A 14700-nucleotide genomic window follows, 5' to 3' on the forward strand; every position below is an offset into this window, starting at 1 on the left:
GACGAAATGTCATCATGCTCCTGCCAGAACGGTCTCGGCGATCTGCAGGCTGGTCGTGATTTTCGCAGGCGGGTCTTTTCCGTTGAACGCCGCTGTCAGCACCGCGGCCGCCGCCAGTTTGGCGCAGACATCGGGCGGTGGCTGTATGGCGGGCAGGTCTTCTTCGGATATCGAACCGCCAGACAGGAAAATTGCCTTGCACAGCATGGCTTGCGGCGTTTCATCGTCAAGACTTTCGCCCAGTTCCGCAGCGGCGCGGCGCAGTCTGTCGCTGGGATTGTCGATCCACCGCAAAGCCGCCACGATGGCCGGATCGGCACGGTCGATCCCGATTTCGATCATGGTCCGAACTGCCCAGATGACGCATTCATAGCGCGGCATGGCATGGGCGATATAGTTGACAGCGTAGATATCCTGGCCCGCCTCGCGCAGATGCGCGAACCATGCGGCGGGCGTGATTCCATGGGCCTCGGCGGGCACTTCGCGCCGGTTTACGCTTGCCGCAAGTTTGGCTGCATCGGCCCACGTGGAAAGCTTCCATTCGCCCATCACATCCGCCTCAGTTGATCTTTACCATAGTGCCTTTGGCGACCAGGACCCCGGAGGCTTCAACCGTGGTCATGGCTGACGACAGCTTGGCCGTTGCCTGCCCTTCCATGGACAGGGTAGGGGTGGAGATCTTGATCGAGCTCGGTTCAAGCGTGATGGTGCTGCCCCCACATGACAGCGTGATCTTGCTGTTTGCGCTGATCTTGATTGAATCTCCGGCGCTGACCGTGATCGTCTTGGTTACATCAAGTGTGTCATTGGACTTGATCTCGACCTTGCGATCCTTGTGCACGGTAACGGTCTCGGTGCCCTTGACCTCTTCCTTACGATTGCCCTCGATCAGGATCTCTTCGTTCTTGCCGACCCGTTCCTTGCGGTTCTTGCCGACACTGATTTCGACATCGCGGCCAACTTTGTGGGTTTCATTGTGGCGCACGCGCGTGTTCATGTCGCGCTCGGCATGGAGGAAGATCTCTTCCTTGCCTGTCGCATCTTCAAACCGCAGCTCGTTCGCCCCCGGAGCGCCAGTATCGAGTCCCTCGGCTTCCGAAAGCTGATCGCCTTTGGTCCGCTTGTAGGTCTTGGTGCGCCATAGTGCCTTGGTCTTGTTGTCCGGCAGCTTGTACACCGGCATATGGCTCGCATTGAAAACGCGGCCCACCACGATCGGGCGATCGGGATTGCCGTTGATGAAATCGATCAGCACTTCGTGGCCAATGCGCGGTATGATAATGTTGCCAAGGCCTCCGGTTTGCGAAACCCGGATCCAGCAGCTTGATTTGTCGTCCAGCTTGCCTTCGCGGTCCCAGAAGAACTGGACCTTGATCCGGCCGAATTCATCAACGTGAATTTCTTCGTCTTTCGGCCCGGTAACCACTGCAGTTTCCGGGCCGCGCGCAACGGGACGCGGGGTCACGATTGGTGCGCGGAAGTTCACGTCGTGCGGGATGGTGGTGAATTCGACGAAGGTTCGCCCCGTGCTACCGCCCGAACGATATTGCTCGGTCGCCAGTGTGGTGCGGCAACGCGTGATCAAATACTTGCGGTTCAGCCGATTAATCGGGTGACCTTTCAGTTCAAGATGATATCCGGTCTCCATGCCGGCGTATGTACTTGTTCCTTCATAGCGCAATCGCTGTGCGCGGCGGCTCTCAAGCACCACTGTGCTCAAACTCTGTCCGGCTGTTTCCTGATAATAACGACCAGGCCAGGCATAGACTTCGATTTGATCAAGAGGGTGCGCGCCCTTGTCTGTCGCCTCGGCCGAGCGGGCACGGGTTGGTTCCTTGAAATCATAATCGCGCATCGTTACGCGCGATTCGCCACCGGTTGTGGCGCGCTCATGCCAGGCCTGAACGAATAATCCCGTCGATCCGCCGCGTGCCTTGGAATCTGGCAGGGCAGCTGATGCAGAAAGCGGATTGTAGGTCATGGAACCTGCAGGCATCGGGGCATGGCAGCCCGGTTTGTCGCAGATGATCATTGTATGCGCAGAGTCGCTATGCTGATAGTAGTAGTAAAGACCCTCTTCTTCCATCAGCCGTGAAACGAAATCGAAATTGCTTTCGCCATATTGCACACAATAGGCGAGTTGCCGTGTGCCCGTTGAAGCCTTTACTTCGAAATCAAGACCACACTCGGTCAAAATCGTCTTGATGATCTCGATCACCGGCTTCGTCTGGAAAATTCGAAAATTGCTGCCGTTGTCATGCAATTGCGCCGCAGGGGCGAGCACGATGCGATAGACGAAACCTTCGCCGCCCATTTCATCAACGTATTCTGCGTCAACCACGATGCCGTGGAAATAGCGCAGAACCTGCCCGTCGAGCTTGCTTTCAATTGCGGCCACCTTGCCAAGGTTGGGCAGAAGTTCGATCTCGTCCAGCGAAAGCACGTCAAGCGTGATCGCAAAGTGCTGGCTCAGAGCCTCGAAAGCGTCGAGCCTTATGAGTTTGAGTTGATCAGCGCCATTGCCAAGCCGAAGGGCAAGGGCGGTCTGCCGCATCGGGTCGTCAGCCAAATCAGTTCCCCTCGCAGAGATATTGCGGCAATCGTGCCGTGCCGATGCAACCCGTGTGCTTTTTCTTTGTCATCTCGTCTGTGATTGTCGTCACCGCTACCAGAACGTGACCGGCTTATGAAGCATGTATTCCGCAGATCGCGGATCCTGATTTGATGATTGAGGGCATGCTTGCACCAGCCCTCACCATTATATGCCAGCATGTACCAAAGCGGTACTGCAACTGGCTGTATCGGTGAGGCTGGCAGACTGCCATCAGGAATCATTTGCGGCGCGGGATGATGACCTGTAAGACTGTGGAAAGAATTAACCACAGGCGTCGCGAAAACACTGCCCGGGTTTGCCGGGGTGGGCTTTGGTCCCGCAGAAAAGAGGTGCGCTATGGTACTCAAACTTATTGCTGTGGGCGTCATGCTGACGATCCCGACTCTCGCAACCGCGCAGGCTGGACCAGTGCAGGTCAAGTCAGACAAGCAGATCGTCTGCGAGCTTACTGGCGATTGCGACGATGATACGGCAGGTCTTGCTACGCGTCCTGTGCCAAAGGACCGCGGCTTCAAGATCTTCAATGACAAGGCAGATTCCAGGGCCAAAGTTCCGCCAGCTCCGGGCTACGCTGCTCCCAAGAGCCGGACAACGGTGGCCGCAGGTGGTGCGAAGCCTGCCATCACGCCACGCAAGGCTCCTGCTCAGGCTGGACGGTCAACGCTTTCGATCAATTTTGCGTCGGGCTCCGCCTCTATTGCACCGGCCAGCCGCACACAGGCGCAGATGCTGCTTAGCGCGCTGAAAAATCCAGCGACTGCTGCAAACCGCTTCATCGTTGCTGGGCACACCGACTCGGTTGGTGGTCGTGAATACAATATCGATTTGTCAAAGCGTCGCGCCGAAGCCCTGGTCGAATATCTGGTAGCGAACGGCGTCGAACGTTCGCGGCTCCAGCCCGAAGGCTACGGTTTCGACAAGCCTGTCGCTGGCCTCGGTGCAGCAGCTGCTGCCAACCGTCGCGTAGAAATCGTCAAGATCGACTGACCGGACCTGATCATCGGGCCAAAGGATAGGGCCGGATGATCGGGTCGGATTTCCAGGGGGCTGGGGGGAATGGCACTTGATATCGCGGCCCTAACGGCGCCTCTTTCGGAAGAGGCGCCATCGGGGCCCGATCTTTCCTACGATGATCTCCGCATGGAGATCGAGGGCGCGTTTGATCGGCCGATAAGTGCTGAAAATGGCGAATCTGATGTCGATTGGCGCAAGGTCATCGACCAGATTCTCGTTCAGTCCGAACAAACACGCGATATCTGGCTGCCGGTTTACTTAATTCGTGCCGCCACGTTTGGCCGCCGTTTTGAACTTTTGGCCGATGCTGCAGAATTGCTTGCCAGTCTGCTGGAAGAACGCTGGGCCGATGTTCATCCGCAGTTGGACGAATATGGCTTCATCGGGCGCAAGGCTCCTTGCGAATCGCTGACTCGGATTTCCGATTTTCTGGGTCCATTGTCGCGGGTACCCCTGATTGAACATCCCCGGTTCGGGCGCTTCTCTGCCGAAGATATTGAACGCTTTGCCGAAAAGGGCGCATCGGAAGATGGCTATGGGCCTTTCCGGGCAACCATCGAAGCGACCGACCCAGAGCAGTTTACCACGCTGCTGGCCCGCGTTGACGGTATCCGGCAGGCGTTCCGCCGCATTGACGGCGTGCTGACGGTGAATGCCGATGGCGACACTGCTACCAATTTTAAACCGACACACGAAAAGCTCGACCGTTATCGCAATGCATTGGCGTCGGTGCTGCCGGGGCAAATGGTTGAGGAGCCTTCTGGTGACGCGGGTGAAATTGGCGATGCTGCTTCATCGTTTGCGGTCGCGTCTGGCGATGGCACCGGTATGACCGGGCAGGCCTTTTCCGGCAACATTCGCAACCGCGATGATGTGATCCGGGCGCTTGATGCAATCTGCACTTATTACAAGGCAATGGAGCCGGGCAGCCCGGTTCCGTTTCTGCTGCAGCGTGCCCGCGAATGGACCACTCTCGACTTCATGACCGTGCTGGAAGACCTGGCGCCTGGTGGTCTTGATGAGGCTGCTCTGGTCCTGCGCTCGCGGCGTGGTGCTCCGGCGGCGGTTGCTCCGGCAGAAAGCGCATCAGATTCGTGGGGCGAGGCGCCAGCAAGTTCGGATTGGTGATCCATCACACCGACGCAGCGGCAAGAATGAATGCACTAAGGCAGTAGACACAGGGCCAAAAAACTGGCCGAATTGGCAAGCGAACCGGCGATGGAGGCATAGATGGCGAAAAGTGGTCAGCGGTTTATCAAGGAAAACAGGGCTCCTCGCGTACACATCGAATATGAAGTCGAAACCTTCGGCTCAAAACAGAAGGTCGAACTTCCCTTCGTGATGGGGGTCATGTCCGATCTTTCGGGCAAGAGCCTCGTTGAAAAGAAAGCGCTGAACGATCGCGATTTCCTTGAATTCGATATGGACAACTTCGATCAGCGTATGGCTGCCATCGCACCGCGTGCCGCGTTCAATGTCGACAACACGCTGACCGGCGAAGGCAAGATGGCCGTCGACCTGACGTTCAAGACCATGGATGATTTCTCGCCCGGTGCCGTGGCCAAGTCTGTGCCAGCCTTGGCGCAATTGCTCGAAGCGCGTGAACAGCTCAACGATCTGATGCTTTACATGGATGGCAAGGACGGTGCGCAGGATTTGCTCGATCAACTGCTCAAGGACCCGACGCTGATGAAGGCGATGTCGGCTGCGGGCAAGGGGCCGGCGGGCGAGAGCGAGGCATGATCGCTGCGCCTCAAAAGGTAGCGATCGGTTGATGGATTTTCCGACCACGGCCCAGCCGTGGCACGCAGACAGGATGGCTTGAGATGGCGACGGAACAAGTACAAGGCAGTTCGGCGGCAACCGAAACGGAATTTGCGCCTGACGATTTTGCGGCACTGCTGCGCAAGGAGTTCAAGCCCAGCGATGATGCCCGCGCCAACCGCATTGAACAGGCTGTCTCCACGCTCGCCCAGCAGGCGCTAGCCGATTCGACGATCATTGGTGATGATGTGTTCACCACGATGGACGCGCTGCGTGCCGCGATTGACCGCAAGCTGACCGATCAGGTCAACCAGATCATTCACCATCCCGATTTCCAGAAGCTGGAAAGCGCATGGCGCGGCCTCAACTATCAGGTGATGAACACCTCGACCGGCAAGGATCTGAAGATCCGCGTGCTGAACATCGGCAAGGATGAATGCCGCAAGATGTTCCGCCAGTATCGCGATGCCGCATGGGACCAGAGCCCGCTGTTCAAAAAGGTCTATGAATCCGAATTCGGCCAGCTTGGCGGGCAGCCTTACGGTGCCTTTGTTTGCGATTATGCGTTCGACCATACTGGTCCCGATCTGGAAGTGATGAAGGGCCTGGCCAAGATTGGCGCGGCCGCGCACGCCCCGTTCATTGCTGGTGCCGCACCGGGCCTGATGGGCATGCAAAGCTGGACCGAACTGTCCAACCCGCGCGATCTTGCAAAGCTGTTCGATGCAACCGACTACGCCGCATGGCGCAGCTTCCGCGACAGCCCCGACAGCCGGTACATGTGCCTTGCCATGCCGCGCTTCTTGGGCCGCCCGGTCTATGGCGCAAAGTCGGACCCGGTCGAAGAATTCGCTTTCGAAGAAGATACCGGCGGCGATCACGACAAGTATTCGTGGATCAACGCTGCCTATGCCATGGGCACGCGCATCACCGATGCCTTCAGCACATGGGGCTGGTGCAGCCGTATCCGCGGGGTTGAAAGTGGGGGAACGATCGAGGGCCTGCCAGTGGCAACCTTCCCGACCGACGATGGCGGTGTAGACCAGACCTGCCCAACCGAAATCGCCATTTCTGACCGGCGCGAGGCTGAGCTTTCGAAGGCTGGCCTGATGGCGCTGGTCCACCGCAAGGGCACCGACCAGGCCACTTTCATTGGCGCACAGACGCTGAACAATCCGGCAGTCTACGATGACCCTGCTGCGACTGCCTCGGCCAACCTTTCGGCACGACTGCCCTACATCTTCTCTAGTTGCCGCTTTGCGCACTATCTCAAGTGCATGGTGCGTGACTGGATTGGTGGCACCCGTAGTGAGCGTCAGATCGAACAGGATCTGCAAAGCTGGATTTCGAACTACATCGATGGCCAGCCTGACAGCTCCACCGAAGAAACCAAGGCCCGCCTCCCGCTAAAGGATGCGCGGATTGAAGTGGTCCCGGATGAATCCAATCCGGGCTATTACAAGGGCAAATTCCTGTTCATTCCGCACTATCAGCTGGAAGGCATGGATGTTTCGCTCAGCATGGTTTCGAAGCTGCCGAATTCTGGCGGCTAGTGCATTTGATCACATGATGAAACGCCAGCCGGGTGTATTTCCCGGTTGGCGATAAAGAAAAGACCAAGCCTGAACTTCCGAATGCTGCTCTGACGTTAAATGGAGTGGCAAACAGTATCCTGATTTTCAGCCGGGACCTGTTTCGGAAACACATGTCTTTCGGGATCGCAACGGATTGACCGAGATATAGGAGACGGAACGTGGCAGCGGATATCTTTTTGAAACTGACGGGCATCAAGGGCGAGTCCAAAGACGACAAGCACAAGGGCGAGATCGATATCGAATCCTTCCAGTGGGGCTTGAACAACACCGGCGACATGGCGTTCGGTGGTGGCGGCGGTGCCGGCAAGGTTTCGTTCAACGACCTGACCCTCATCAAGCGTTGCGACCTTTCGACACCCTCGCTGATGCAGGCTTGCGCCAAGGGTGACCATATCGGCGAAGGCGTGCTCACGGTTCGCAAGGCTGGCGGCAAGCAGGAAGAGTATTACAAGATCACGCTCAAGCACATCCTGATTTCCAATATTGCCAATTCCGGCAATAACGGTGACAATCCGGTCGAAAGCGTTTCGTTGAACTTTGCTGAAATCAAGTTCGACTACAAGGAGCAGACCGAAAAGGGCGGCCTTGGCGGCGTGGCCAAGTTCGGCTGGGATCTCAAGGCCAACAAGCCGGTCTGATTTCCTGCCTGACTTTGTGTCAGGCCAATGCAACACGGACTGGGGGCGGTCATCATGGCAAATCCGGACGCACTTCTGCGCGAAGGCGATCTCGATGGTGCGCGTGCAGCGCTCGTCGATATCGTTCGCTCAAAGCCGGGTGATGATCAGGCCCGCATGTTCCTTTTTCAGCTACTGTGCGTTACCGGCGAATGGGACAAGGCCCGCAAGCAATTGCAGGCACTTGCCCAAGTCGCCGATAACGCACAGATGCTGGCAGTGACGTATAATCAGGCCATCGACGCCGAGCTGATCCGCGCGGATGTCTTCGCCGGAAAGGCTGACATGCCGGTGCTGGTCGGCATGGACGGCTGGATTGAAGGGGTGGCTAAGGCCATCACTCTCGGCGTCAAGGGCGATAACGCACAGGCAGAAGCGCAGCGTGATGAAGCTTTCGGGCAAGCGCCTGATACACCGGGAAGCCTTGATGGCCAGCGGTTTGACTGGATCGCCGATGCCGACATACGGTTTGGCCCAACGTTCGAAGCCATGGTTGCCGGGCGTTACGGGCTGATCCCGTTTGATGCTGTTGCATCGATTTCCTCCGAAGGTCCGCAGGATCTGCGTGATACGATTTGGTATCCGGTGCAGCTTGCACTGAAGTCTGGTCAGTCAATTGCGGCCTTTCTCCCCGCGCGTTACCCCGGATCAGAAGCGAGCAGCAGCGCTGCCATCCGCCTTGGCCGACAGACCGATTGGGTTGACAGTCAGGGCGTGGAAACCGGGGTCGGCCAACGCCTTTGGAGCCTTTCCGAAGGCGATGATGCGGCCCTGCTCAATCTGCGCAAGCTCACCTTCGATTAATGGCGCGCAGTCCTGCACAAGCGGTTCTGAACCCCACGCTGTTTGACAAGCTGGTGGCTGGCAACGAGATTGGCGGCTTGCGCGGAGAAGAGCTTGAAAACGCTGAAGAGCGGCGGGACTCGCTCCGCTTTCTCTCAGTTCCCACCATTGAACGCTTTAACGAAGCGGCCCTGCGCGCCACGGTGCGGCGCGAACTGGCCTGGCTCTTGAACACCACCAATTTCGAATCCAGTGTCGATTTGGAGGCGTTTCCACAAGTGCGCACCAGCGTGCTCAACTACGGCGTGCCCGATCTTGCGGGCCGCTCGCTGAACAGCCGCGCCGTGCTGCGCCGGGCGCGGGAAATCCGCGATGCGATAAAATCGTTTGAACCCCGGATTGATCCGCATACGCTCCATGTTGAACTGTCGAACAAGGTCGAACGGGAAAACGCGCTGACATTCGTGATCGAGGCTGATGTCCGGTCAGCCGTGCGGGCCGTCCCGATCAAGTTGCGCACCGATGTCGAGGCCGATTCCTCTGCGGTGACAGTGCGGGAATAGCGCGATGGATCCCCGCCTGCTCCGTTTTTACAACGAAGAACTGACATATCTGCGTGAATCCGCGCGTGAATTTGGCGAAGAGCACGAGACGGTCGCAGGGCGGCTTGGCCTGAAGACTCCGAACGACCCGGACCCCTATGTCGAACGCCTGCTTGAAGGCGTGGCGTTTCTTTCGGCACGGGTGCAACTCAAGCTATCGGACCAGTATCCCGAATTCACGCAGCATCTGCTTTCAGCTGTTCAGCCGCACTATCTGGCGCCAGTGCCGTCGATCTGTATCGCTGGGTTTGAACCCAAAGAAGGTGATCCACTGCTGGCCGAAGGCTACACTGTGCCACGCCAGACCGAGCTTGTGGCGACCAGCGATGAAGCCGGGGCCAGCCCGGTCACCTTCCGCACTGGTCATGCGGTAAAGCTCTATCCGTTGAAGATTAGCGAAGTTGAATACCTTGGATCGCGCACTGCCGTGGCCAGCTTTGCCGCCAGCGCTGGCACGCGGGCCGAGGCAGGTTTGCGGTTGCGGTTTGAAGGCTTGGGCAACATCCCGCTGGAAAAGCTGAAGATCACAGACCTTCCGCTCTATCTTGATGGCTCGGAAACCATCCCCGGCGAACTTTATCGCCAGATCATCGGCGATACCGTGGCCGTGCTGGCCCGCCCCGCCGCTTCGGCTTCAGCCACGCCGGTTTCCTTGCCCTTGCCTACGCAGGCCGGTTTTGAAAAGGACGAGGCGCTTCTGCCGGCCGAGGAGCGATCTTTCCGCGGCTATCGCTTGCTCACGGAATACTTTGCCTGCCCCGAACGCTTTCTTTTTGCCGTGTTGCAGGGCTTGGACAAAGCCTTTGCGCAGGCCGATGGCGGTGCCATCGATATTGTGCTGCTGTTCAGCCGCAATGCCCCTGCGCTGGTCGGGGCCCTGTCACCTGCAAATTTCCGCCTCTTTGCAACGCCTTCCATCAATCTGTTCGAAAAGCAGCTTGGCCGGGTGCAGGTGAACGGGGCCGATCACGAATTCCTGCTGATGCCTGATCGCACGCGCCCGCTCGATTTCGAAGTGTGGCGCATACTTGATGTTTCGGCACACATGCGCGATTCTACCGATGCGCGCCCGGTGGCACCGCTCTATGCCTTGGGGGCGCTGCTCTATGATTGGCGCGATGCGCTGTTCTTTGTGCCGCGCCTGAAGCTGCGGCGCCTGTCCACGCGCGAACAGCGCCGCCTGCGCCGCGAGGATTATACCGGCACGGAAACGTGGATTTCGCTAACAGCTGCGGGCAATCCTGAACGTATCGCCGATATCAAGGAACTGGCGGTGCGCGCGCTGGTCACCAATCGCGAACTGGCCGCAAAGCTGGCCTTTCGCGGGACAGAACACTTCGTGCCGCCCGGTGGGCCGGTGCGCGCTGTCAGCATTCTGCGCAGCCCCAGCAGGCCGCGTCCGCCCTTGGGGCTGGATGATGCGGCGTGGCGGATCATCGCGCATCTCACCCCCAACTATGCAACACTGGTGCCCGAAGATGGCAACGATCCTTCGATGCTGCGCGATCATCTTGCGCTCTACGGCCCGCGTGACAATGCCGCCTTGCGCCGTCAGATCGATGGCATCGTCTCGGTCAATTCGCGCGCGGTCGTGCGGCGGGTGCCGGGCCGCGGGGCGATGGCTGTGGCGCGCGGCAGCCGGATTACGATGACGCTCGACGATGCCTCGTTTGAAAATGCGCGGCTTTTTCTGTTCTCCGCCGTGGTGGAGCGGTTTCTGGCCGAATTCACCTCTGTCAACAGCTTCACTGAAACGATCGTCCGCACCCCGGGCGAAGGAACGATAATGTCATGGCCGCCCCGGATCGGACGCAAACACACGATCTGATCGACTGGTCGGCGGAAATCGCCGATCTGCAGCGCAGCGGGCTGTTTGCCGTGCTGCGCCGCGCAGAGGCGAGGGCATCAGACAAGCCCCGCATCGGCACGGCACGGCAGCCTGCGCAATCGATCGTTGATCTGGCGCAGGAACCGTCGCTGGGCTTTGCGCCCAGAACGTTGGCAAAGCTGGAATTTCGGCATGATCGCCCGCGGCTTTATGGTGAGTGGCTGGGGCTGCTCGGTCCGATGGGGCCGATGCCCATCCATCTTACCGAATTTGCGGTGTACGAACGGCGTTATGCCCAAAAGCAGCCATTTCTGGATTGGCTAAACACGCTGTCCGGGCGCATGCTGCAACTGTTTTATCGGGCCTGGGCAGAATCACAGCCTGCAGCACAGGCTGATCGGCCCGATGATGATCGCTTTGCCGAATGGCTCAGCGCACTGTCCGGTGCCGGGGAAGGGGCGCAGGGTAGCTTTCACGCCCGCGCAAGGCTGCATTATGCCGCCGCCTTTGCTGGGCCGCGCAGCGCAGTGGTGATCGAGGATGCGCTTAGCCACCTGCTGCGCCAACCGGCCACTGTGGTCGAATTCATGCCCCGTTGGCGCGAGATGGAGCGCGATGATCGCTCGCAGCTTGGCCGGAATTACGCCACGCTCGGGCAGGATGCGGTGCTTGGCGGGCGCATCTACAGCGCGTCAGATGCCTTCCGCGTGATCGTGCGCGCGCAGAACCACGCCGATTATCTGTCGCTGATGCCCGGCGGCACGCGCTTTGCTGTGGCCGCTGAAGCGATTGAGTCCTTCAAGCCGACCCATCTCGAATGGGACCTCTGCGTCGAATTGGCCGATGAACACGCTCCGCCAGCGCGGCTTGATGGCAAGACACGGCTGGGCTGGTCCGGCTGGGTCAAGCCCCGAGGCTCGGCCATTGCCGCCATTGCCCGCCGCCGCCGCAAGCTCGGTTCCGCCACCGGTTCCGAAGCCGCTGCAGCAGCGCTTTCCAGCGGCCCGATCCGGGCCGACGCTCACTTACGCAAGACCAGTCTCAGAAGAAGGAAACCGGCAGGATGACCGAAATCAGCCGCAGCGCCCTGTTCGGGCGGCTTAATCAGACCGCGCTCAAAGGGATTGAAACCGCCACCGGTTTTTGCAAGATGCGCGGCAATCCCTATGTGGAACTGGTCCACTGGATTCACGTGCTGCTGCAGGATCCGCAAAACGACATCGCCGCGATCCGCACCGCCTTCGGCCTTGATGATGAGGCTTTGGCCCGTCAGGTCGTCGCCACACTCGATGCCCTGCCACGCGGCGCAACTTCGATCTCCGATTTCTCGCCCCAGATCGAAGAGGCGATTGAAAAGGGCTGGCTTTACGCCTCGCTTCAATTCGGTGCAGGCCGTGTGCGGACCGGGCACCTGCTTTACGGCATGCTGAAAACGGCAACGCTGCGCAACGCGCTGTTTTCGATCAGCGCCGAATTCCGCAAGGTACAGGTGGAGCGTCTGGCCAGCGAGTTCGAAGCTGCCACTGCTTCCAGCCACGAAACCACGCAGGGCGCAGACCTTGGCGGCGGTGGCGCTGGCGGCGAAGCTGGCCCCGGCCCTGTCGCCGATGGCGAGGCGCTGGCCAAGTTCTCGGTCGACCTGACGCAGCAGGCGCGCGATGGCAAGATTGACCGCATCGTCGGTCGTGATGCCGAAATCCGCCAGTGCGTGGATATCCTGCTCCGCCGCCGCCAGAACAACCCGATCCTTGTGGGCGAGGCTGGCGTCGGCAAGACAGCCGTGGTCGAAGGTTTTGCCAAGCGCATCGTCGATGGCGATGTGCCCCCCTCGCTCCAAGGCGTTACGCTGCGCAGCCTCGACATCGGCCTGATGCAGGCGGGTGCGAGCATGAAGGGCGAGTTTGAAAAGCGCCTGCGGCAAGTGATCGATGAAGTTGAAGCGAGCGCCACGCCCATCGTCTTGTTCATCGATGAGGCGCACACCCTGATCGGTGCTGGCGGGCAGGCCGGAACAGGCGATGCTGCCAACCTGCTCAAGCCAGCCTTGGCACGCGGCAATCTGCGCACCATCGCGGCGACGACATATGCCGAGTATCGCCAGTATTTTGAGAAAGATCCGGCACTTACCCGGCGTTTTCAAACAGTTGATGTAGCCGAGCCGGAGACGGACAAGGCTGTCGCGATGATCCGTTCGGTCGCGCCGATGATGGAAAAGCATCACAACGTGGTGGTGCTGGACGAGGCGGTTGAGGCGGCGGTGAAGCTGTCGCAGCGCTATGTCCCGGCGCGGCAATTGCCGGACAAGGCGGTGAGCCTGCTCGATACGGCTTGCGCGCGTGTGGCCGTGTCGCAGCATTCGACGCCTGCACAAGTGGAAGATCGCAAGCGGCGGCTGGAATTGCTGGGCGTGGAGCGCGAAATTGCGGTGCGTGAAGCCGGTGGGCAGTACACCAGCGGTGAACGCCTGCCCAAGCTGGACGAGGCGATTGCCGAGGCGACGACTGCGCTCGTAGAAGTCAACGCCAAGTGGGAGCGTGAGAAGGAAGCGCTATCCGCCGTTGTCGCCGCGCGCGATGCGTTGACCGATGCGCGCAAGGCGGCGGGTGACGGGCCGGTTGAGGGTGAGGACGCACTCAAGGATGCGTTGAAGGCTGCGCTTGGCGTGATGGCCGAGGCGCATGGCGACAACCCGATGGTGTTCGGCGTGGTCGATCAGGACGCGATTGCCGCCGTGGTGGGTGACTGGACCGGCATCCCGATGGGCCGCATGGTCAAGAACGAAATCGAAAGCGTGTTGACCATTTCTGACCAGCTGAAAAAGCGGGTGATCGGGCAGGACCACGCGATGGATTCGATTGCCAAGCGCATCCAGACCAGCCGCGCCAAGCTCGACAATCCCAACAAGCCGGTGGGCGTTTTCATGCTCTGCGGCCCTTCGGGCGTGGGCAAGACCGAGACGGCGATGGTGCTTTCGGAGTTGCTGTTCAGCGGCGATGACTCGCTGATCGTGATCAACATGAGCGAGTTTCAGGAAGCGCACACCGTATCCACGCTAAAGGGCGCGCCTGCAGGCTATGTTGGTTATGGGCAGGGCGGCGTTCTTACCGAAGCGGTTCGCAGGCGGCCATATTCGGTCGTGCTGCTGGATGAAGTGGAAAAGGCACATCCCGATGTCCACGAGATGTTCTTCCAGGTCTTTGACAAGGGCTTCATGAACGATGCCGAGGGGCGCTACATCGATTTCAAGAACACACTGATCTTGCTGACCAGCAATGTCGGCACCGACCTCATCACCACGATGAGCGAGGACGAGGAAATGAAGCCCGAGCCCGAAGCTTTGGCCACCGCGCTACGGCCCGAACTGCTCAAGGTGTTCCCGCCTGCGCTGCTTGGCCGCCTGATCGTGCTGCCCTACTATCCGCTCAGCCCCGCCATGCTGCAGGGCATCGTGCGCATCCAGCTGAACCGCATCGTCAAGCGCATCGCCGACAGCCATGGTATCGTGTTCAACTACAGCCAGGAAGTGGTCGATCTGATCGTTTCACGCTGCAATGAAGTGGCCAGCGGCGGCCGCCTGATCGATGCGATCCTGACCAACACGATGCTGCCTGACCTTTCGATCGAGCTGCTGAACCGCCAGATGAATGGCGATGAGGTCAAGGTCATCGATGTCACCGTGGAAGGGGATGGGTTCGGGTACAGTTTCGGTTGAAAAACCCGGCTATCGGCCATTCTCAAAGAAACCAGTTCAGTCAGGAGGCGTTGTAAACGCCTCCTGTACTTCATGATTTTGATAGTATGCTGGCGCCGAAGTGGCCCGTGG

General features: G+C 59.4%; 12 protein-coding genes. 10 read left to right on the top strand and 2 right to left on the bottom strand.

What is annotated here, in order from left to right; translation table 11 throughout:
- Positions 1 to 12: 12 nt before the first annotated feature.
- Entirely contained in the window at positions 13 to 549 is a 537-nt protein-coding gene (locus AC2A1F_RS00590; protein ID WP_484206841.1) for a DUF6931 family protein, read from the bottom strand.
- Between the two features lie 10 nt (positions 550 to 559).
- The gene (locus AC2A1F_RS00595; protein ID WP_484206842.1) at positions 560 to 2569 is read right to left on the bottom strand and encodes a type VI secretion system Vgr family protein; all 2010 of its coding nucleotides are present in this window, start codon (positions 2567 to 2569) and stop codon (positions 560 to 562) included.
- Between the two features lie 381 nt (positions 2570 to 2950).
- On the opposite strand from AC2A1F_RS00595, the gene AC2A1F_RS00600 reads away from it, so the two are divergent.
- The 10 genes from AC2A1F_RS00600 to tssH all read left to right on the top strand — a co-directional run bounded on the left by AC2A1F_RS00600 (position 2951) and on the right by tssH (position 14589).
- Positions 2951 to 3601, top strand: coding sequence for an OmpA family protein (locus AC2A1F_RS00600; protein WP_484206843.1), 651 nt, complete (start codon positions 2951 to 2953; stop codon positions 3599 to 3601).
- 69 nt (positions 3602 to 3670) lie between these two features.
- A complete protein-coding gene (locus AC2A1F_RS00605) occupies positions 3671 to 4756 on the top strand; it encodes a type VI secretion system protein TssA (protein ID WP_484206844.1) in 1086 nt (361 codons plus the stop codon).
- A 102-nt stretch (positions 4757 to 4858) separates the two neighbouring features.
- A complete protein-coding gene (gene tssB / locus AC2A1F_RS00610) occupies positions 4859 to 5371 on the top strand; it encodes a type VI secretion system contractile sheath small subunit (RefSeq protein WP_484206845.1) in 513 nt (170 codons plus the stop codon).
- 83 nt (positions 5372 to 5454) lie between these two features.
- Positions 5455 to 6945 carry a type VI secretion system contractile sheath large subunit gene (tssC, locus tag AC2A1F_RS00615; RefSeq protein ID WP_484206846.1) on the top strand — a complete coding sequence of 497 codons (1491 nt, stop codon included), beginning with the start codon at positions 5455 to 5457 and terminating at the stop codon, positions 6943 to 6945.
- A gap of 200 nt (positions 6946 to 7145) precedes the next feature.
- On the top strand, positions 7146 to 7625 hold the full coding sequence (locus tag AC2A1F_RS00620; protein WP_484206847.1) for an Hcp family type VI secretion system effector: 480 nt from the start codon (positions 7146 to 7148) through the stop codon (positions 7623 to 7625).
- 54 nt (positions 7626 to 7679) lie between these two features.
- Positions 7680 to 8468 carry a type VI secretion system accessory protein TagJ gene (locus AC2A1F_RS00625; protein WP_484206848.1) on the top strand — a complete coding sequence of 263 codons (789 nt, stop codon included), beginning with the start codon at positions 7680 to 7682 and terminating at the stop codon, positions 8466 to 8468.
- Positions 8468 to 9010 (top strand): type VI secretion system baseplate subunit TssE, encoded by a 543-nt coding sequence (gene tssE, locus AC2A1F_RS00630; RefSeq protein WP_484206849.1) that lies wholly within the window; start codon positions 8468 to 8470, stop codon positions 9008 to 9010. Before AC2A1F_RS00625 ends, tssE begins: the two co-directional genes overlap by 1 nt.
- A gap of 4 nt (positions 9011 to 9014) precedes the next feature.
- The gene (gene tssF, locus AC2A1F_RS00635; RefSeq protein ID WP_484206850.1) at positions 9015 to 10877 is read left to right on the top strand and encodes a type VI secretion system baseplate subunit TssF; all 1863 of its coding nucleotides are present in this window, start codon (positions 9015 to 9017) and stop codon (positions 10875 to 10877) included.
- Complete coding sequence (gene tssG / locus AC2A1F_RS00640; protein WP_484206851.1) at positions 10841 to 11944, top strand: type VI secretion system baseplate subunit TssG; 1104 nt, start codon at positions 10841 to 10843, stop codon at positions 11942 to 11944. Before tssF ends, tssG begins: the two co-directional genes overlap by 37 nt.
- Positions 11941 to 14589 carry a type VI secretion system ATPase TssH gene (gene tssH, locus AC2A1F_RS00645; RefSeq protein ID WP_484206852.1) on the top strand — a complete coding sequence of 883 codons (2649 nt, stop codon included), beginning with the start codon at positions 11941 to 11943 and terminating at the stop codon, positions 14587 to 14589. Before tssG ends, tssH begins: the two co-directional genes overlap by 4 nt.
- The last annotated feature ends 111 nt before the right edge of the window (positions 14590 to 14700 follow it).

Source organism: Novosphingobium sp. HNCC26BN242 (genome assembly GCF_057180525.1).

What these genes read in the sequence shown, in the direction of transcription:
- AC2A1F_RS00590 (WP_484206841.1), bottom strand. Translation starts at nt 549, where the DNA reads ATGGGCGAATGGAAGCTTTCCACGTGGGCCGATGCAGCCAAACTTGCG.
- AC2A1F_RS00600 (WP_484206843.1), top strand. Translation starts at nt 2,951, where the DNA reads ATGGTACTCAAACTTATTGCTGTGGGCGTCATGCTGACGATCCCGACT.
- AC2A1F_RS00605 (WP_484206844.1), top strand. Translation starts at nt 3,671, where the DNA reads ATGGCACTTGATATCGCGGCCCTAACGGCGCCTCTTTCGGAAGAGGCG.
- tssB (WP_484206845.1), top strand. Translation starts at nt 4,859, where the DNA reads ATGGCGAAAAGTGGTCAGCGGTTTATCAAGGAAAACAGGGCTCCTCGC.
- tssC (WP_484206846.1), top strand. Translation starts at nt 5,455, where the DNA reads ATGGCGACGGAACAAGTACAAGGCAGTTCGGCGGCAACCGAAACGGAA.
- AC2A1F_RS00625 (WP_484206848.1), top strand. Translation starts at nt 7,680, where the DNA reads ATGGCAAATCCGGACGCACTTCTGCGCGAAGGCGATCTCGATGGTGCG.
- tssE (WP_484206849.1), top strand. Translation starts at nt 8,468, where the DNA reads ATGGCGCGCAGTCCTGCACAAGCGGTTCTGAACCCCACGCTGTTTGAC.
- tssF (WP_484206850.1), top strand. Translation starts at nt 9,015, where the DNA reads ATGGATCCCCGCCTGCTCCGTTTTTACAACGAAGAACTGACATATCTG.
- tssG (WP_484206851.1), top strand. Translation starts at nt 10,841, where the DNA reads ATGGCCGCCCCGGATCGGACGCAAACACACGATCTGATCGACTGGTCG.
- tssH (WP_484206852.1), top strand. Translation starts at nt 11,941, where the DNA reads ATGACCGAAATCAGCCGCAGCGCCCTGTTCGGGCGGCTTAATCAGACC.